We start from the raw sequence: 19,532 nt of genomic DNA, 5'->3' as shown, positions 1-19,532 counted from the left end.
GTTTATTTTGCTGGTAAATATTAAAGATCAAGGATAAGTTTAGCTGGCTCTTCTAACAATTCTTTGATTGTCACAAGGAAGCCTACTGCTTCTTTACCATCGATTAAACGGTGATCGTAAGATAATGCCAAATACATCATTGGCAGAATTTCCACCTGTCCGTTTACAGCCATAGGACGCTCTTGGATTTTATGCATACCCAGAATCGCAGTTTGTGGCGTATTCAAAATCGGAGTAGAAAGTAGCGAACCAAAAGTACCACCGTTGGTAATTGTGAAAGTACCACCAGTCATATCTTCAATTGCAAGTTTACCTTCACGCGCTTTGCCAGCATATGCACGAATACCGTTTTCAACTTCAGCGTAGTTCATACGATCAGTATCACGCAGTACAGGTACTACAAGACCGCGATCAGAAGAAACTGCTACGCCAATATCATAAAAACCGTGATATACGATATCGTCGCCATCAATTGAAGCATTGACTGCCGGATAGCGTTTTAACGCTTCAGTTGCTGCTTTCACAAAGAAAGACATAAAGCCCAGACGCGCACCATGACGTTTTTCAAACGCATCTTTATACTGGTTACGCATATCCATGATTGGCTTCATGTTAACTTCATTAAACGTAGTCAACATTGCTGTTTCTTGTGTTGCTGCAAGCAGGCGCTCAGCAACACGTTTACGCAGACGTGTCATCGGAACACGTTTTTCAATACGCTCACCTACAGCTACGCTAAGCGCTTGAGGCTGAGCTGCAGCAGCTGGTTTAGACTGATGGTTTGCTACGTCTTCTTTAGTAATACGACCACCACGGCCTGTACCAGAAACATCAGAAGCGTTAATACCTGTTTCAGTCAAAGCTTTACGTACAGCAGGTGCCTGATCCTGTACAGGCTGGCTGCGCTCAACTACAGGAGCTGGACCAGCTTCTGTATTAGCAGATGCATTTTCCACATTTCCATCAGAAGTTACTGCTGTTTGAGCTGGCTCTGCTGTAGCTCCAGCACCTGCTTCAAACTGTGCAATTACTTCATCAGAAAGAACTGTGTCGCCTTCATCTTTAACAATAGCAACCAGAGCACCGTCTGCAGGGGCAACCACTTCTAGAACAACTTTGTCAGTTTCGATATCACAGATAACTTCATCACGTGAAACAGCTTCACCGACTTTCTTGTGCCAAGTTGCGATCGTGCCGTCAGCAACTGACTCTGGGAATACCGGGGCTTTAATTTCGGTTGCCATTATTTAGAATCTCCTGATTGTTCAGCTTCGATTGCTAGAGCATTATTGATAAGCTGAGCTTGTTGTTTTGCGTGCAAATAAGGTGAGCCACATGCAGGTGCTGCAGATGCTTCACGTCCTGCGTAACTAATACGGACTTGCTTACCTGTTTTCATTACGTCGTCATACAAACGTGGCGCAATAAATAACCAGGCCCCTTGGTTTTTCGGCTCTTCCTGACACCACACGAGTTCTTTCACGTTTGGATAAGAGGCAAGAACTTCAGCAAGGCGTTTTTCTGGGTATGGATACAACTGTTCAATACGAACGATTGCAGTATTGTTCAGTTCCTGCTCACGACGTTTTTCAAGCAGATCATAGTAGACTTTGCCACCACAGAGCACCAGACGGGTAACATCGGCCTTGTTAAGTGTATCGATCTCATCAATCACTGTCTGGAATGAAGTCGTTGCTAGCTCTTCCAGAGTCGAAGTTGCCAGTTTATGACGAAGCAGCGACTTAGGAGACATAACGATCATTGGTTTACGGATCGGGCGTACTGCCTGACGACGCAGCGCATGGAAAATCTGTGCAGGCGTTGTTGGAGTAATCACCTGCATGTTGTCTTCTGCACATAGCTGCAAGAAACGCTCAAGACGAGCAGATGAGTGCTCAGGGCCCTGTCCTTCGTAACCATGTGGAAGTAACATGGTCAGACCACATACACGTTCCCATTTAGTTTCACCAGAAGCAATAAACTGGTCAATCACGACTTGGGCGCAGTTTGCGAAGTCACCAAACTGTGCTTCCCAAATAATTAGGCCGTGCGGAATAGTAGTTGCATAACCATATTCAAAAGCAAGTACAGCCTCTTCAGACAGCAACGAATCATATAATGCAAAACGTGGCTGGTTTTCTTTTACATGGCAAAGCGGAATGTAAGTGGAACCATCTGTCTGGTTATGAAGTTTGGCATGACGATGTGAGAAGGTACCACGACCTACATCTTCACCGGTAATACGTACCAGATAGCCTTCGTCTAGCAATGTTGCATAAGCCAGAGTTTCAGCAGCACCCCAGTTTAATGGCATTTCACCAGTTTGCATTTTCAGGCGGTCATCAATTACTTTTTGAACCTGACGCTGCATTACAAAACCTTCAGGAAGTTTACGCATGCCTTCGCCCAACTGTTTCAGGCGAGTCAAGTCAAATGAGGTATCCCAGTCATCGGTATAGTCATGGCCAAGATATGGAGCCCAGTCCACAAACATTTTGGTATTTGGCTCAAGAACCAGTGCACTGGCAACATGATTACCTGCTTCAAGATCAGCACGATAATCTTCAACCATCTTGTCAGCAGCAGCACGGTCCAGAACATTTTCCTGAACAAGTTTGTCTGCGTATAAAGTACGGGTTGTCGGTTTCTTGCTGATAACCTGATACATGATTGGCTGAGTTGCTGCTGGCTCGTCCGCCTCATTATGGCCACGACGACGATAACAGAACAGGTCAATTACTACATCTTTACGGAAAGTATGGCGGAAATCATGCGCCAATTGAGTAGCAAAAATTACTGCCTCAGGGTCATCACCATTCACATGGAAGATAGGTGCCTGAATCATTTTGGCAACGTCAGTACTGTATTCAGTTGAACGCGCATCACGCGGGTCAGAAGTTGTAAAACCAACCTGATTGTTCACAATGATATGAACCGTACCACCTACAGTATAACCACGGGTCTGTGACATCTGGAAAGTTTCCATATTCACGCCCTGACCTGCAAATGCAGCATCACCATGTACAATTAATGGCAATACATCGTCACCACCAATATCTTTACGACGCACTTGACGCGCGCGCACTGAACCTTCAACTACAGGTCCAACAATTTCAAGATGGGATGGGTTAAATGCCAAGGCAAGGTGTACTTCACCACCTGGAGTCATTACGTTTGAAGAAAAGCCTTGGTGATATTTAACGTCACCAGAACCTTTCTTATTCAGCATTTTGCCTTCAAACTCACCAAACAGGTCAGCTGGGTTTTTACCCATAATATTGACCAGGAGGTTTAAACGGCCACGGTGCGGCATGCCAATCACAACTTCTTTACAGCCTACTGAGCCGGCACGCTGGATCAGTTCATTGACCATAGGAATGAAAGATTCACCACCTTCCACACCAAAGCGTTTAGCGCCTACATATTTATTACCCAGAAATTTTTCTAGGCCTTCAGCTGCAGTTAAACGCTCAAGAAATAATTTTTTCTGGTCAGCAGTAAAATCATATTTACCGCGTACACCTTCAAGACGTTGCTGAATCCAGCGCTTTTCCTTGGTATCAACAATGTGCATATACTCGGCACCGATTGAGCCGCAATAAGTCGCCTCCATTGCTTCAATCATTTCACCAAGGGTAGCTTCAGTCTTGCCAATTGCCAGATTACCTGTATTGAATACAGTATCCAGATCAGATTTGGTCAAGCCATGTGCAGACAGGTCAAGATCAGGAACATCTTCACGTTTTGCCAAGCCCAACGGATCCAATTTGGCTTTCTGGTGCCCACGGTTACGGTAAGCTGCAATTAATTGCAACACCCCAATCTGACGACGTTCATGTTCAGAGCTTACTGCACTTTGCGCAACTGGTTGTCCACGGCTACCATTACGTCCTAATAACAGGAATTGCTCACGTACATTGCTGTGAGGCTGATCACCTTTAGGGAATTTATCAAAATACTGGCGCCAATCCTCACCTACTGAGGTCGGAGAAGTCAGGTACTGCTCGTAAAGCTCTTCAATATACGCTGCACTATCAGCGGAAAGTTCAGTGTCAAGACGCAATGCGTCAGCAACTTCTTGCATTTGTGGACCCATTTCCTATTGCAAAAACATTACAGGTTGCTTGTTAAGCATACCCATGCTTGATAATGCCAAATTGGTAAAATGACATTAATACCCACTCGGTACTCAGACCACGGGCGCTATAATCACACCAGAATTGACCGGTGTGTGTTATGAATCATAACGCTCTTACCTGCATCATCATTCATTTATATACTCGGCAATACCGAGCAATTTTTTTGCAAAATCGTCTTAGAAAAGATAAATCGGCGAATTAGCTTTTCTAAAGCAACTTTTAGTAAAATTTTAATCAACCACCCTCGATCTGCTTAATAAATAAACAATAAAATGATCATTTTTTTCAAATATAACTGTGTGTTATATCGTAACATGAACTCCAGATTGGATTGATTTTTTTGACACATACCTCCTATAAATTGGCTAAATACATTAAAAATTTTATGCTTTAACATACGGTGCTTTATATAAAAAATAGAGTGAATTACAAATAAAGTCCCCTGTCTTTTACACAAATGAACAAAAAGAGCGCACACCTATGATGTACGCTCTTTTTTAGGGATTAATTAACCGGCTTGATCAAGTAGCATATTACGGATATGACCAATTGCCTTAGTCGGATTCAAACCTTTAGGGCAAACAGATACGCAGTTCATAATACCTTTACAGCGGAAAAGACTGAACGGGTCATCCATACGTGCCAGACGGTCTTGAGTCGCTGTGTCACGCGAGTCAATAATAAAACGATAAGCATTTAGCAATGCTGACGGTCCCAGGAATTTATCAGGATTCCACCAGAATGATGGGCATGCAGTAGAACAGCATGCACATAAAATACATTCATACAGACCGTTCAGATGATCACGCTCTTCCGGAGTCTGCAAACGCTCTTTTGGCGGTGCAGGCTGATTATTAATCAGGAATGGCTGGATCTTGTTATACTGCTCGTAGAACTGGTTCATATCAACAACCAGATCTTTGATTACTGGCAGACCCGGTAATGGACGAATAGTAATTTCATTTGGCAGGTCATTCAAGTTTTCAAGACAAGCCAAACCATTTTTACCATTGATATTTACACCATCCGAACCACAAATACCTTCACGGCAAGAGCGGCGGAAAGTCAGACTTTCGTCCTGTACTTTTAACGCCAGCAGAGCATCAAGCAACATACGGTGCTTATCAGTCAGCTCAAGCTTGAAAGTTTGCATGTACGGCGCTTTATCCTTATCAGGATCATAGCGGTAGATGTGAAATGTACGAGTACCTCTACTCATCTTTATACTCCTGATCAGAATGTACGCGGTGCTGGTGGAATTGGATCAACAGTCAGCGGGTTGAAACGCACTGGCTTATATTCCAAACGGTTATCTACCGAGTACCACAGAGTGTGTTTCATCCACTCATCATCACGACGACCATATGAATAGGTCGGGTGATCTGCTGGTAACTCGTAATCAACCACAGTATGAGCACCACGACATTCTTTACGCGCAGCTGCTGAAATTAAGGTGGCTTTTGCTACCTCATACAAGTTTTCAACTTCCAGAGCTTCAATACGCGCAGTGTTAAATACTTTAGATTTGTCTTTCAAGTGAATATTACGAACGCGTGGTTCAATCGCAAGAATCTGCTTAACACCCTCATCAAGCAAGGCTTGAGTACGGAATACACCTGCATGATCCTGAACAATATCACGAATCGCATCAGCTACTTCTTGTGCATTTTCACCAGCAGTAGATTCGTCCAGCTTGCGTATACGGGCTACGGTCTGCTGTAAAACATTAGTTGGCAGCGGAGCATATTCATCACCGTGATGTTTAGTCACGTAATCAATAATATGTTCGCCCGCAGCCTTACCAAATACCACCAGGTCAAGCAATGAATTTGTACCTAGACGGTTTGCACCATGTACAGATACGCAAGAACATTCCCCAATAGCATAGAAACCTTTTACTGGCTTGGTGTAGTTGTCTGTACCTGGTTCAGGCAGTACAACTTGGCCATGCATATTAGTTGGGATACCGCCCATCTGGTAATGGATAGTGGGTACCACCGGAATCGGCTCTTTAGTAATATCAACGTTTGCGAATTTTTTACCAATCTCGAATACAGACGGCAAACGCTTCATGATTGTATCCGCACCCAAGTGAGTCATATCAAGCAAGATATAATCACCCTTTGGACCACAGCCACGGCCTTCTTTAATTTCCTGGTCCATAGAGCGTGATACAAAGTCACGTGGTGCCAAGTCTTTTAAAGTCGGTGCATAACGTTCCATGAATGGTTCGCCGTCTTTATTACGAAGGATTGCACCTTCACCACGACAACCTTCAGTCAGCAATACACCTGCGCCCGCAACACCTGTCGGGTGGAATTGCCAGAATTCCATATCCTGTAACGGAATACCAGCACGAGCAGCCATACCCAGACCATCACCTGTATTAATATAGGCATTAGTAGATGCACGGTAAACACGACCAGCACCACCTGTAGCAAACAGTGTTGCTTTTGCCTGGAACACAGCAATATTACCTGTTTCCTGGTCAATTGCTGTTACGCCCAGTACCTCGCCTTCTTCATTACGGATCAAGTCAAGAGCGATCCATTCAACGAAGAACTGAGTTCCCATTTTCACATTGCTTTGATATAGCGTATGCAAAAGTGCGTGACCAGTACGGTCAGCTGCTGCACAGGCACGTGGAACTGGCTTTTCACCATAGTTTGCAGAGTGACCACCAAATGGACGCTGATAAATTGTACCATCTGCGTTACGGTCAAAAGGCATACCTAAGTGTTCAAGTTCATAAACAACTTTCGGTGCTTCACGGCACATGAACTCGATTGCATCCTGGTCACCCAACCAGTCTGAACCTTTTACAGTGTCATAAAAATGGTAATGCCAGTTATCGTCCTGCATGTTACCCAGTGATGCGCCGATACCACCTTGCGCTGCAACTGTATGGGAACGGGTCGGGAATACTTTGGTCAGTACTGCAACTCGCAAACCTGCTTGAGCAAGCTGGTAAGAAGCACGCATACCTGAACCACCACCACCTACAATGACTGCATCGAAAGTGAGGTTTTGAATATTTGAATAATCTTCTTTAGGGGTTATCGCGCCCATGATATCTTCCTATCAATTCGCCCAGAAAATCTGGATACCCCAGATTGCGTACACAAACACAGCAATAATGACTGCAGACGTAAGCACAAGGCGTAAACCATTAGCTGAAGGTCCCATCTGACGGGTAGTTACATAATCTGTAAACACCTGCCACATGCCAATCCATGCGTGTCCGATAAGTGATAAGATCGCCAACAATGAAAATATTTTCATTGGCACTGTCATCATAAAGCCAGACCATTGCTCGTAAGTGAATCCGCCATTTAGTAGGATCCATCCTAAAACCACAACAGTATAAGCTGCCAGTACCACAGCACTAATACGCTGAATGTACCAGTCGCGAGAACCCGAACCTGTTAATCCTGTAGCACTTTTCATCAGAACATAATCCATACAAAGGCTGCGATGATACCAATCACAGACAGAGCCAATGAAATTGTAGCTGCAGTACGACCACTTTGCAGGCCTTCACCCACACCGATATCAGCAAGCAAGTGCTTAAGACCAGTGAAGAAGTGATAAATCAAACCAGCTACAAATACCCATACGATAAAACGTACGAAGAAACCGCTAAAGATTTCCTGAACTTGAGCAAAACCTTCCGGTGAAGATAATGACTTATCTAAGAGCCATAAAAGAACTGGAACGAGTAAGAATACGATCACACCGGAAATACGGTGCAAAATTGATGCAATAGCCACGGGTGAGCGTAAGTTTACTGCTAACACCTGACCCATGGACAAATTGACAGGTCTGTTGCTTTTCACAGCGGGCATCCTGTAGGTAAAAACTCCAGCTGGAGTTTGTTGGAATTAATTCGAAGGAAAGCTGGCATTGTCAGGCAAGCAAATGCCTAAGACTTATAAACGACATCGAATTATAAAACGTGGTCTGTCAAAATACAAACAATCAACTGGCGCTTTTCTATAAAAATCTCATTAAATAAGAATCATTAACAATAAAATAAGTAATTATAGCTTACCACAGAGCAGAAAAATTCAAGCTAAGTCACTCATTCATTTAAATTAATATACAATTTAACCTGATCGGAAAATATAAAAAGATAAAACAAATGTTTTAGACTAAAGATGAATAAAAGCAAATACTTATATTAATTAATATTTTTATTAAACCTTATGTGCTTTTAAAGTAATTATAGGCTGAAATGCTCTTAGAACAATTGATAAAAGCAAACTACACGTTTAGTGACTCCATTATTTATGGCTTAAACAGTCATAATTTAAACTTTTTAAATGCCTTTCTTTGTTTAGAAATGGATAAGCTCAATCGATTATAAAATCTAAAATGACTATTTTATAAACGATTTTAGATTAATTTATGAGTCATTTTTTATACAATCAAACGTTTTTTTCGAAAGTATTTATTTGTTTTTTCTATGACCCATAAAAGTCTTTTAAATCTCACTAAACTAAATAAGTTAAAGGTTTCATCATCTTTTTTCACAATCATGTTTCTCTTAAGAAGGAAATAAAATACATTTTAAGGATAAAAATTTGCTTACATTTACGGCAACCATCCTATTTTTTTCTGCACCTGCCCTGTAATTTGACTTATTATAGCCAGCTGGTGCTGTGATTTTATTCATACTTTCCTTACTTGATTATAATGACTAAACCCATGTGGGCACGTCATTTTTTATCCATAAGTATAATTGACAAAATTTCAGTACTCACTAATCTTAGTAGCAATTTTTGATCCGTCTGGTTCGCATTAAAAGATTAGTAACGAATCAGATAAAATATCCACCAGGACAGGAGATCTATTGAATGTCTGAAGCAACTGGCAAAAAAGCCGTTCTTAAGCTTGATGGCAAAGAAATTGAATTACCAATTTACAGCGGCACATTGGGCCCAGATGTAATCGACGTTAAAGATGTGTTGGCCTCAGGTCACTTTACTTTTGATCCTGGTTTCATGGCGACAGCTTCTTGTGAATCTAAGATCACGTTCATCGATGGTAATAAAGGCATTCTTTTGCACCGCGGCTACCCGATTGATCAGCTGGCAACTAAAGCTGACTATCTTGAAACTTGCTACCTGCTTCTAAATGGTGAACTGCCAACTCCTGAACAAAAAGCAGAGTTCGATGCAAAAGTTCGTAACCACACTATGGTTCATGATCAGGTAAGCCGTTTTTATAATGGTTTCCGCCGTGATGCACACCCGATGGCCATTATGGTAGGTGTGGTTGGTGCGCTGTCTGCGTTCTATCACAACAATCTGGATATTGAAAATGTTGATCACCGTGAAATCACTGCGATCCGCTTGATCTCCAAGATTCCTACACTTGCTGCGTGGAGCTACAAGTACACCATCGGACAGCCTTTCGTTTACCCACGTAACGATCTGAGCTATGCTGAAAACTTCCTTCACATGATGTTTGCGACTCCAGCTGACCGTGATTATAAAGTTGATCCGATCCTTGCAAAAGCAATGGACCGTATCTTCACGCTGCATGCAGATCATGAACAAAATGCTTCAACGTCTACAGTACGTCTGGCAGGTTCTACTGGCGCTAACCCGTATGCATGTATCGCTGCTGGTATCTCTGCGCTCTGGGGACCAGCTCATGGTGGCGCAAACGAAGCTGTTCTTAAGATGCTTGATGAAATCGGCTCGGTAGAAAACGTTGCTGACTTCATGGAGAAAGTGAAAACTAAAGAAGTTAAACTCATGGGCTTCGGTCATCGAGTTTATAAAAACTTCGATCCACGTGCTAAAGTCATGAAAGAAACTTGTGACGAAGTACTGGGCGCACTTGGCATCAATGATCCACAGCTCGCTTTGGCTATGGAACTTGAACGTATTGCCCTGTCTGATGAATACTTCATTAAACGTAACCTATACCCTAACGTAGATTTCTACTCAGGTATCATCCTTAAAGCGATTGGCATCCCGACTGAAATGTTTACTGTGATCTTTGCACTTGCACGTACCGTAGGCTGGATCAGCCACTGGTTAGAAATGCATTCTGGTCCATACAAAATCGGTCGCCCTCGTCAGCTTTATACTGGCGAAACTCAACGCGACATCGAAGGTCGTTAATTCATCTCAACATGAATTAGACTTCAGGAAGCCACCTTAGGGTGGCTTTTTTTATGCTATCTGTTTATTTAAAAAAGGGATACAGGCTTCATAAGCCGAACACTCCTGCCCTTTGACTCGCCTTAAAAAATAATCCTGTACCATCTGTGCCTGCTGCTCTATACCATATTCAAAAAACTGCTTTCCTTGTTGCAGTATGTATTGATAACGACGGTTAAATACGGCATTACGGATCACGTTCATTCCCTGCTGGTATTGCCAAACGTGAGTAAGTTCATGGATCAGCCAGGACTGTATGGACAATGGAGCCATAGAAAAATCTTCGCGCCAGTCCTGAATGTTAAAATAGATATGACCATTTGGGCTCATTGCATAGTTTTTTAAAATCGCGTGATGAGCAATGATTTCAATATGATCAAGTTTCAAACTGGAGTGAAATACAGAATAGGCTAATTCACGCTCTCCCGGAGTAAGCAAGCGTCTTTTAATAATAAATATATTCGTTAAACGTTTAGCTACATGCTGTAAAAAAAGTGCCATAAACCTTTGCCTGAAATAAGATATTTTATAAGTACATATTTAAATACTAGAATATGTATTTTTTTCGACTACAATACGGCAAAATCTTGTTCTTTTTTCGTTGTATAGCAGACAAGTGTGTTATATCAACCTATTAAATTTTATTTATTTAATTGTTTTTAATATGTGTACACGAAGTTGGAAAATTATAACTTCTAAATCAACATGTTGTGTATTTTATACCCTATAGAAATAGGATTAGGTGTGAATGAAAAGTTTTAAGATCGCCCTGGCTCAGTTCTCTCCACATACTGGTAACTTTGAACTTAATGCTCAGAAAATGGTTGAGCAGGCAAATGAAGCGAAAAAACAGCGTGCTGATATTATTGTTTTTCCAGAACTGTGCACAGTAGGTTACTCAGCTGAAGATTTATTGTTGCGTCCAAGTCTGAGCAAACGTACACAAAAGGTCTTTGAAATTCTGGGACAAGTTAAAGATATCGTCATGGTATTTGGCTTTGTTAATCAGGCTGAAACCGGGCAGCGATATAACTCGGCTGCTGTGGTTAAAGATGGTCAAGTACTGGGGGTTTATAATAAACAAAACCTGCCGAATTATAGCGTATTTGATGAAAAACGATATTTTGCTTCTGGTAACCAGCAACTTGTATTTGAATATATGGAACACAAGTTTGCTGTATTGATCTGTGAAGATATCTGGTCAATTAATACAGTACAGCAGCTAACCCAGCTTAAGGCGCAGACCGTATTGGTACTTAACTCTTCGCCATATGAAGTAGGCAAGCCACAGCATCGTATTCAGACCATGCAGCAGCTGGTCAAACAGCTCAATTTTAATCTGGTGTATGTGAACCAGGTATGCGGCCAAGACGATATTATTTTTGATGGGTCAAGTTTTGTATTAAACCCGCAAGGCGAACTGGTTACACGTGCACCTAGCTTTCAAGAATGCCTGCACTACGCCGAATATAGTGCAGATAAAGACGCCTTTATAGTTCAGGAAATCGCACCTGAGCTTGACACTATGGCCGAGATCTATCAGGCATTGGTAATGGCAACCCGTGACTATATCCAGCGCTCTGGCTTCCCCGGCGTTATTCTCGGGTTATCTGGTGGAATCGACTCTGCCCTGACCTTGGCTATTGCTGTTGATGCGATTGGAGCCGACAAGGTCCAGGCAGTAATGATGCCTTATACTTATACCGCACAAATTTCTGTTGAAGATGCTGCAGCACAGGCCAAGACTATGGGTGTAACTTTTGGCATTGCTGAAATCAATCCGATTGTGAATGGCTTCTTGCAGACTCTATATCCATTCTTTGGAAACAGTCCGGCAGATACGACAGAAGAAAACCTGCAGGCACGTGCCCGTGGCACTTTGCTCATGGCACTATCTAACAAGTTTGGTAATCTGGTTCTATCTACCGGTAACAAGTCTGAAGTAGCTGTAGGTTACTGTACATTGTATGGTGACATGGTAGGTGGTTTTTCGGTATTAAAAGATGTTTATAAAACTATCGTTTTCGAACTGGCCAAATATCGAAACAGTTTAAGTGAAGTACCAGTTATACCTGAACGTGTAATTACCCGTCCACCTTCAGCAGAATTAAGTCCAGATCAGAAAGATCAAGACTCTTTGCCGCCTTATGATATTCTGGATGCAATTCTTTATGCTTATATCGAAGAAGATATGAGTCAGGAAGATATTATTGCCAAAGGATTTGAACGGGCAACCGTCGAGAAGGTAATTAAACTGGTCGACCGTAATGAGTACAAACGCCGACAAGGTGCGATTGGTCCGCGGATCAGCTCACGTGCTTTCGGACGGGATCGACGTTATCCGATAGTAAATGGCTGGAAACCTGGTGTCTAATAATCAAAAGACTTATAAAATCGCTCCAAATGAACTTGCTCAAGCACTTTTGCTTGAGCAGGTGAAGTTTTTAAAACAACACTATATTTATTCTAAAGATTATCCAGCTTTAAAAATTTTGATTCAGCAGCTTTATCATTATTCGGAAAAAGTGCAGCTTAAACAGGTAATCAATGTGTCTCAGCTCCATGCTGTGGTACAACGTTACGCCTTTGAAATGAATCTGGGCGCAGAAATACTGGAACTGATCGGAATAATGTCACAAAAGCTGCATCAGTACGCCCTACAGTCGGATACTGAACTTCAAGATCTTATTTCAGATCAGCAATATCAATTCTGGCTTACAAAGCTCGTCGAGCTGACAAATGTCCGCTTATATTTACGCGATTTATTACTACAGAGTCAGCAGGTAGATGAAGTCTGTCTGCAAATGGCGACTCATATTATTGAAAGCAAGACCCCATGGTTAAACCAGTTACGTCATAGCAAATATAAAGTGCTAGGTATTCAGCAACGGGTTTTACAGTTTATGCAGGAACAGCAGCAGACTATTGAAGCCAAGCTCGAATTCAGGCTCGCAAATATAATTAAAGAACAGTTCAGTGAGCTTCTGCTGCTTCCTTCAGAAGATCTGTATGATATTGCAATGCATGTATGGCAGGAATTCAAATACAAGAGTCTGCAAGACAGTATGTCGCAATTTACTGCAATTGATATAGAAGAGTTCTTTGTATTACTTTATGAATCCTGGCGGGAATTACGTGAAAGCAGCTATTTACAGCAACTGATCCTCGAAGGTGTAAATATTTTTTATCAATACTTCCAGGAACATTCATTAAAAGAACTGCTGAATGCCGTAGGATTGACCCAGGATGACTTAATGAATGAAGGTTTACGCTTTATTCCATCTGTACTGCAAGCGCTCGATCAAAATGACATACTTGACCCGTTATTACATCAGCTGTTATCACCATTTTATGCAGCACCGCACACAATAGAGCTCATCCGGCAGTATCAGGTAAACCAATAAATATATTAAAGCTTAATTTTTATAAGATTAGGCTGATCATTAATCAAAAATATTCGGCAATAATTTTTAGGCACAAAAAAAGAGACCAGACTGAGAGTCTGGTCTTTTAAAATGGTGGCTATGACGGGACTCGAACCTGTGACCCCAGCATTATGAGTGCTGTGCTCTAACCAACTGAGCTACATAGCCGTAAACTGTGTGCGCATTATCTAAACTTCATTGCCCAGCGTCAAGAACTATCTTTAATGAATGCTCAGTCTTTAAGCAAAAAGATGCGTTTTGCTGAAAAATAATACACATATTTGATTTTACGTAGAAAATAATTTGAGAACTTTATCAGGACACAACATGAAAATTAAAATGATGATCGCCAGTACTGTCTTGTCCGCATTTACAGCCTGCAGTGCGATTAGTCCAATCTTTGTAGATTATAACGGCGTACATATGGATGTAGCCAAATGGATTAATCACCAGCAATTACTTAGCATGCAGCAAAAGCGCAGCTTGGCACAGCTCAGTCGGGCACAACAGAAGCTTTATCGAATTGATGAAATCACAGAGAGTCAAAAACTCAGTATTGCCAAGGAGAATCAGATAGCACTGCACTGTGCCAGACAATATTTAAGTGAAAAGAAAATTACACAGCTACAGGAACAGGTCTTTGGCAAAGATCAACGCCAACAGATTTTAAATACATATACAGAAAAGTTTCCACAAATCAAACTGGATACCAGCTCAATAACCTGTGACTAGTAAAGTCCTCTACTCACTACTCAAACGATGAACACACAGACAAAAAAAGACCACGTTTTAGAGAACGTGGTCTATAAAAATGGTGGCTATGACGAGACTTGAACTTGTGACCCCCGCATTATGAGTGCGGTGCTCTAACCAACTGAGCTACATAGCCAAAAACTGTGCGCGCATTATCTGCATTTATCTTTAGCAGGTCAAGCTTTATTTACAGGAAAATTGTTGAAGTGAGCCTGTAAGCCGGGTTCTGTCGAGGACGGTCATTCCTCTAGGCGTACAATCACTCATACGCTCAAGCGACCTACCCGAATCCAGTACGGGCCGTACCTCAGGATTCCTATTTGGTCTTGCTTCTGGTGGGGTTTGCCATGCCGTATACTGTTACCAGATACGCGGTGCGCTCTTACCGCACCCTTTCACCCTTACCTCACGAATGAGGCGGTCTACTCTCTGCTGCACTTTCCGTCGGCTTACGCCGCCCAGGCGTTACCTGGCACCCTGCCCTATGAAGCCCGGACTTTCCTCCCCTGCTTTAGTCACGAAGACCTCCACAGCAGCGACCGTCCGGCTCACTTCGTCGCGCATAGTATCAAATTTATCTGTTAATTGCTCGCACTTTTTTGAGCAGTCAACATTTTATATTTCTGCATCAGCTCATCTTCTGTTTCCACATGGTTTGGATCATGGGGAATACAGTCAACCGGACAGAACAGCTGGCACTGAGGCTGCTCATGATGTCCGACACACTCAGTACAGAGGTCAGGATGAATTTCATAAATCATCTCCCCCATAAAGATAGCTTCATTGGGACATACGGGCTCACATACGTCACAATTAATACATTCATCAGTAATATATAAAGACACGCTACCAACCTTGCTGATGTTTACGTTTAAAGGCTTCAACGACTGCCGGGGGTACAAACTTGTTTACATCACCTTTTAAGCGGGCAATTTCACGAACCAGTGTCGATGAAATAAAGGAATATTGTTCAGAAGGTGTTAAGAAAACCGCTTCAAACTGGGGGTCTAACTGCCGGTTCATATTAGCCAGCTGAAATTCATACTCAAAATCGGAAATCGCACGCAGTCCACGTAGTACTGCAGTTGCCTTCTGCTCATGAAAGAAATTGACCAGCAGCCCATCAAAACCCACAAACTCGACATTACTTAAATGACTTAAGGAAGCTTTCGCCAGTGCTACACGCTCCTCCAGACTAAATACCGGATTTTTATGATGTCCTATCGCAATGGCAACCACCACTTCATCAAACATCTTGGCTGCACGGGTTACCAGATCAATATGGCCATTAGTAATTGGATCAAAGGTTCCCGGGTAAATAACGCGAGCTTTAGACATCGCTTGATACTCTAATTTATTGTGCAGGGCCCTAGTTTAACAAAAACTTGATTTTTTAGCGAAGTATCCCCATCTTTTTGAAAAAACTTTCTCTTGCTGGCACTTTACGGCACAATAAGTACAACTTTGGAATTTAATGATTATGGCGAACGTAAAAGTTGTGAAAAAAAATAATGGTGGAACAATTGCGCAGAATAAACGCGCACGCCACGATTATTTTATTGAAGAAAAGTTTGAAGCCGGCATGTCGTTACAGGGTTGGGAAGTTAAATCATTACGTGCTGGACGTATGAGCCTGACAGAAAGCTATATCCTTTTGAAAAATGGGGAAGCTTATCTGTTTGGTGCCCAGATTCAGCCTTTACTTTCTGCTTCTACCCATATTGTTGCTGAAGCAACCCGTACCCGCAAGCTGCTTTTATCTAAGCGTGAAATCGAGAAATTAATGGGTGCAGTTAACCAGAAAGGTTATACCTGTGTGCCCTTGGCCTGTTACTGGAAAGGACCTTTAGTCAAACTTGAAATCGCGCTGGTTAAAGGTAAACAGCTTCATGATAAACGTGCAACCGAAAAAGACCGTGACTGGCAGCGCGACAAGGCACGTATCTTCCACAAATAAGTACCCTGCAATGAAAAAAACCTCCACAACTGGAGGTTTTTTCATACCGGAAAAATTTACAAATGAGTTTGAAGTAGCGAACACAAAGGACCTGACCGGCTTATCCTGATGACTGCATAAAAACAAATGTTGCCATACGTCCGGTCTGGGCGTTTCGCCGATATGAAAAATACTGATCAGACTGCTGATATGAGCACTGGTCGCCTCCCAGTACCATCTTTACACCTTGCTGTTGCAGAATATAACGGGCAATTGCATAAAGATCGGCATAATACTTCCCTGAGCGCTCTGATATAAAGGCCGATTCAACTTCCGGATATTTGTGACAGAATGCTGCTTTGACCTCTGCACCAATTTCAAAATAGGACTGACTGATCGCCGCACCTAACCAGGCCCAACTAGGCTTGTCTTGCATGGCGGTAATGGTATTTTCAATAATACCACCTGCGAGTCCACGCCAACCCGCATGCAGATTAGCAACTTCAGTGCCTTGTGCATTTCCCATCACTACAGGCAAGCAGTCTGCTGTCATCATCATCAAGGCATGTGCTTTCTTCTGGGTAATTAAACCATCACCAATAAGAGCTTCGAATGGAAGTGCTTCATTAACCGTATGACAGATCATGCTATGAGTTTGAGTCATCCATGTGATTTTATCTAAACCATAGCTTGCCAGTTCTTCCAGCAAGATCATCCGGTGAGCTTGTACTCGCTGCGTATCATCCTGCACGTGCAAAGCCAGATTAAAGCCCGCAAGTTCCGGTTTTTCTGAAGCTAATGTACCTGGATGCCGGATACGTGTCTGTCCTGCATATACACCTGATGGAAGCCCTGAAACAAACTGCATGTTAAATTTCCCGTGTTAATCAATTAATAAGCAGCATTCTCTTGACGAAGTACTTCAATTAAATGCTTAAAGTCTTCAGGCCACGGCGCCTCAAACATCATATTCTCGCCTGTACGCGGATGAACCAGACCAAGCTTGGCAGCATGTAATGCCTGCCGCTTAAAACTGCGCAAAGTATCAGCCAGCTCTTCAGAAGCTCCGGCAGGTACACGTACCCGGCTCATATAGACCGGGTCACCAACCAAGCCATAACCGATATAACTAAAATGGACCCGGATCTGGTGAGTACGACCAGTTTCAAGCTGCGCCTGAACACGGGTAAAGTCTTTAAATCGCTCTTTCACGTTATAGTGAGTAACCGCTTCTTTACCACCCGGTAATATGGCCATTTTAACGCGATCGACAGGATGGCGTTTGATTGGCTCATCGATGGTTCCACCGGCTACAATATTTCCATAAACAACTAAATCATAAATCCGGTAGACAGTCTTTTTTGCCAACTGTTTGCTTAAAGAGAACTGGGCCTCAAGGTTTTTTGCAACTACCAGCAGACCGCTAGTATCTTTATCAATCCGATGGACCAGTCCGGCACGGGCCAGTTCATTAGATTTCGGATAATGGTAAAGCAGCGCATTGACCAGAGTACCCGACCCATTTCCTGCACCTGGATGTACGACCATTCCTACGGTTTTATTAATGACAATAATGTCATCATCTTCATAAATAATATCAAGCGGAATATTTTCCGGCTGGCTGGCAGTCTGAATTTCCAGCTCTGCCTCAAGCGTAAGCAGCTCATTGCCCTCACACTTGTATTTAGGTTTGACATTGTTACCATTTACTAACAAATGGCCGTCTTTAATCCATTGCTTAAGTTTCTCTCTGGAAAATTCATTCCAGACCAGTGCTGCTGCTTGGTCAATACGCTGCCCGAGATAGCTTTCATCCAATTGAAACTGCAACGATAAACGTGTTGCAGTCGGCTCTGAAGTATGGTTATCTGCATCCTCAGAATCTTCAAGTAAATTGAAATCAGTTTCAGGGAAAGTAGAATTAGAAGATTGTGCTGAAGTCATTTGATCATCGAGACAAAAGTGGTTTAATAGCGCAATTGTAGCTCATTGCCCGATTAACAGAGGAGTTTTTATGTCGCTACCACGTTATAAAGTTACGATGCTTGCTTTATCTTTAGGCATAGCATCTGCATTAGTGGGCTGTAGCAGCAATCCAAAAAAAGAAGTTGTCGATACTGGCCCACAGTCAAGCGAACAGGTTTATTTCAATAAAGCCGAACGTGCGCTTGAACGTGGTCAATATTCTGATGCTGCAAAACAGCTAGAGGCACTGGACACCTACTTCCCGACCGGACAATATGCGCAGCAGGCACAACTTGAGCTGCTTTACGTTAAATTCCAGCAAAAAGATTATGAAGGGGCAATTGCTCTGGCTGAACGTTTTATCCGTTTAAATCCACAGCACCCTAATGTTGACTACGCTTATTACGTACGTGGTGTAGCCAACATGGAACAGAATTATGATGGCTTGCTGCGTTATACTTCTTTGCAGCAATCACACCGTGATGTTAGCTATTTGAAGGTAGCTTACCAGAACTTTGTTGATTTTATTCGTCGCTATCCAAGCAGTCAGTATGCAGTAGATGCTGCACAGCGCATGAAGTTTATTGGTCAGGAACTGGCTGAAAATGAAATGAACGTAGCACGCTATAATCTAAAGCGTAAAGCTTGGGTTGCCGCTCTGGAGCGGGCGCAGTGGGTAGTTGAACACTACCCGCAGACTCCTCAAATTCCAGAAGCTCTAGCTACCATGGCTTACGCTTATGACAAGCTGGGCGATCAGGCTTCATCACAGCAGTATGTAGAGGTCTTAAAACTAAACTATCCAGAACTGGTGCGTAGTAATGGCAGTGTAAACCTGCGTGCCGCCCGCAGGGATGCCAGCCTGCTTAACCGCGCCACACTGGGAATTTTTGGCCGTGAAGCCAAAAACAGTACTGCAAGTGAAGTATCGCAGGAAACCTCTAGTTATTCTTCAGAAGAACGTAGCTGGCTCAACCGTCTGAGCTTAGGTATGCTCGGTAAATCTGAAAATGGACAGCAACATACACCAATGCTTGCCAAACCACCGGCTGATATAGCTACAGAAACTCCAAACGAATAATCTCGACCAGATGGTCGCTTTTTTCGGGGGAGAAAGTTAAAATACTTTCCCCCTTCTCTT

Annotated in this window: 17 protein-coding genes, 2 tRNA genes and 1 other RNA gene; 6 read left to right on the top strand and 14 right to left on the bottom strand. The window is 42.7% G+C overall.

Going from position 1 to position 19,532, the window contains the following annotated elements; translation table 11 throughout:
• Window positions 1-20: 20 nt before the first annotated feature.
• The 6 genes from odhB to sdhC all read right to left on the bottom strand — a co-directional run bounded on the left by odhB (window position 21) and on the right by sdhC (window position 7,984).
• Window positions 21-1,244 carry a 2-oxoglutarate dehydrogenase complex dihydrolipoyllysine-residue succinyltransferase gene (gene odhB / locus AC0VYT_RS03815; protein ID WP_005015734.1) on the bottom strand — a complete coding sequence of 408 codons (1,224 nt, stop codon included), beginning with the start codon at window positions 1,242-1,244 and terminating at the stop codon, window positions 21-23.
• Window positions 1,244-4,084 (bottom strand): 2-oxoglutarate dehydrogenase E1 component, encoded by a 2,841-nt coding sequence (locus tag AC0VYT_RS03810; RefSeq protein ID WP_005015736.1) that lies wholly within the window; start codon window positions 4,082-4,084, stop codon window positions 1,244-1,246. The genes odhB and AC0VYT_RS03810 overlap by 1 nt, the downstream gene beginning before the upstream one ends.
• Window positions 4,085-4,647: 563 nt before the next feature.
• Window positions 4,648-5,358, bottom strand: a complete 711-nt coding sequence (locus AC0VYT_RS03805) for a succinate dehydrogenase iron-sulfur subunit (RefSeq protein WP_005015737.1) — start codon at window positions 5,356-5,358, stop codon at window positions 4,648-4,650.
• Between the two features lie 14 nt (window positions 5,359-5,372).
• On the bottom strand, window positions 5,373-7,208 hold the full coding sequence (gene sdhA, locus AC0VYT_RS03800) for a succinate dehydrogenase flavoprotein subunit (protein ID WP_005015740.1): 1,836 nt from the start codon (window positions 7,206-7,208) through the stop codon (window positions 5,373-5,375).
• Between the two features lie 12 nt (window positions 7,209-7,220).
• Window positions 7,221-7,586, bottom strand: coding sequence for a succinate dehydrogenase, hydrophobic membrane anchor protein (sdhD, locus tag AC0VYT_RS03795; protein WP_005015742.1), 366 nt, complete (start codon window positions 7,584-7,586; stop codon window positions 7,221-7,223).
• Complete coding sequence (gene sdhC, locus AC0VYT_RS03790) at window positions 7,586-7,984, bottom strand: succinate dehydrogenase, cytochrome b556 subunit (protein ID WP_005404293.1); 399 nt, start codon at window positions 7,982-7,984, stop codon at window positions 7,586-7,588. Before sdhC ends, sdhD begins: the two co-directional genes overlap by 1 nt.
• A 1,011-nt stretch (window positions 7,985-8,995) precedes the next feature.
• On the opposite strand from sdhC, the gene gltA reads away from it, so the two are divergent.
• Window positions 8,996-10,273: a citrate synthase gene (gene gltA / locus AC0VYT_RS03785; RefSeq protein ID WP_005015746.1), complete on the top strand. Its 1,278-nt coding sequence runs from the start codon at window positions 8,996-8,998 to the stop codon at window positions 10,271-10,273.
• Between the two features lie 51 nt (window positions 10,274-10,324).
• On the opposite strand, the gene AC0VYT_RS03780 is transcribed toward gltA, so the two are convergent.
• Window positions 10,325-10,813 carry a hypothetical protein gene (locus AC0VYT_RS03780; RefSeq protein WP_005015747.1) on the bottom strand — a complete coding sequence of 163 codons (489 nt, stop codon included), beginning with the start codon at window positions 10,811-10,813 and terminating at the stop codon, window positions 10,325-10,327.
• 247 nt (window positions 10,814-11,060) lie between these two features.
• Between AC0VYT_RS03780 and AC0VYT_RS03775 the strand changes: the two genes are divergently transcribed.
• Complete coding sequence (locus tag AC0VYT_RS03775) at window positions 11,061-12,686, top strand: NAD+ synthase (RefSeq protein ID WP_005015749.1); 1,626 nt, start codon at window positions 11,061-11,063, stop codon at window positions 12,684-12,686.
• Window positions 12,679-13,716 carry a hypothetical protein gene (locus AC0VYT_RS03770; RefSeq protein ID WP_005015752.1) on the top strand — a complete coding sequence of 346 codons (1,038 nt, stop codon included), beginning with the start codon at window positions 12,679-12,681 and terminating at the stop codon, window positions 13,714-13,716. The genes AC0VYT_RS03775 and AC0VYT_RS03770 overlap by 8 nt, the downstream gene beginning before the upstream one ends.
• A 112-nt stretch (window positions 13,717-13,828) precedes the next feature.
• Here the strand turns inward: AC0VYT_RS03770 and AC0VYT_RS03765 are convergent.
• Window positions 13,829-13,905, bottom strand: a tRNA-Met gene (locus tag AC0VYT_RS03765).
• 159 nt (window positions 13,906-14,064) lie between these two features.
• On the opposite strand from AC0VYT_RS03765, the gene AC0VYT_RS03760 reads away from it, so the two are divergent.
• The gene (locus tag AC0VYT_RS03760; RefSeq protein WP_005015754.1) at window positions 14,065-14,469 is read left to right on the top strand and encodes a hypothetical protein; all 405 of its coding nucleotides are present in this window, start codon (window positions 14,065-14,067) and stop codon (window positions 14,467-14,469) included.
• Between the two features lie 80 nt (window positions 14,470-14,549).
• Here AC0VYT_RS03760 and AC0VYT_RS03755 read toward each other — a convergent pair.
• The 4 genes from AC0VYT_RS03755 to coaD all read right to left on the bottom strand — a co-directional run bounded on the left by AC0VYT_RS03755 (window position 14,550) and on the right by coaD (window position 15,828).
• Window positions 14,550-14,626 (bottom strand) — tRNA-Met (locus AC0VYT_RS03755).
• Window positions 14,627-14,689: 63 nt separating this feature from the next.
• Window positions 14,690-15,045: RNase P RNA component class A (gene rnpB / locus AC0VYT_RS03750), an RNA gene on the bottom strand.
• Window positions 15,046-15,071: 26 nt separating this feature from the next.
• Window positions 15,072-15,335 (bottom strand): YfhL family 4Fe-4S dicluster ferredoxin, encoded by a 264-nt coding sequence (locus AC0VYT_RS03745; protein WP_005015756.1) that lies wholly within the window; start codon window positions 15,333-15,335, stop codon window positions 15,072-15,074.
• Between the two features lies 1 nt (window position 15,336).
• Complete coding sequence (coaD, locus tag AC0VYT_RS03740) at window positions 15,337-15,828, bottom strand: pantetheine-phosphate adenylyltransferase (RefSeq protein ID WP_005015762.1); 492 nt, start codon at window positions 15,826-15,828, stop codon at window positions 15,337-15,339.
• Between the two features lie 142 nt (window positions 15,829-15,970).
• On the opposite strand from coaD, the gene smpB reads away from it, so the two are divergent.
• The gene (gene smpB / locus AC0VYT_RS03735) at window positions 15,971-16,447 is read left to right on the top strand and encodes an SsrA-binding protein SmpB (RefSeq protein WP_005404295.1); all 477 of its coding nucleotides are present in this window, start codon (window positions 15,971-15,973) and stop codon (window positions 16,445-16,447) included.
• 100 nt (window positions 16,448-16,547) lie between these two features.
• On the opposite strand, the gene pgeF is transcribed toward smpB, so the two are convergent.
• A complete protein-coding gene (gene pgeF, locus AC0VYT_RS03730; protein ID WP_005015767.1) occupies window positions 16,548-17,294 on the bottom strand; it encodes a peptidoglycan editing factor PgeF in 747 nt (248 codons plus the stop codon).
• Between the two features lie 23 nt (window positions 17,295-17,317).
• Window positions 17,318-18,370, bottom strand: a complete 1,053-nt coding sequence (rluD, locus tag AC0VYT_RS03725) for a 23S rRNA pseudouridine(1911/1915/1917) synthase RluD (protein ID WP_005015770.1) — start codon at window positions 18,368-18,370, stop codon at window positions 17,318-17,320.
• Window positions 18,371-18,440: 70 nt separating this feature from the next.
• Here rluD and AC0VYT_RS03720 point away from each other — a divergent pair, with 70 nt between their 5' ends.
• Window positions 18,441-19,472, top strand: coding sequence for an outer membrane protein assembly factor BamD (locus AC0VYT_RS03720; RefSeq protein WP_005015772.1), 1,032 nt, complete (start codon window positions 18,441-18,443; stop codon window positions 19,470-19,472).
• The last annotated feature ends 60 nt before the right edge of the window (window positions 19,473-19,532 follow it).

Source organism: Acinetobacter sp. QJM3NY_42, from assembly GCF_056173745.1.
This window is presented reverse-complemented; position numbering and strand designations above follow the sequence as displayed.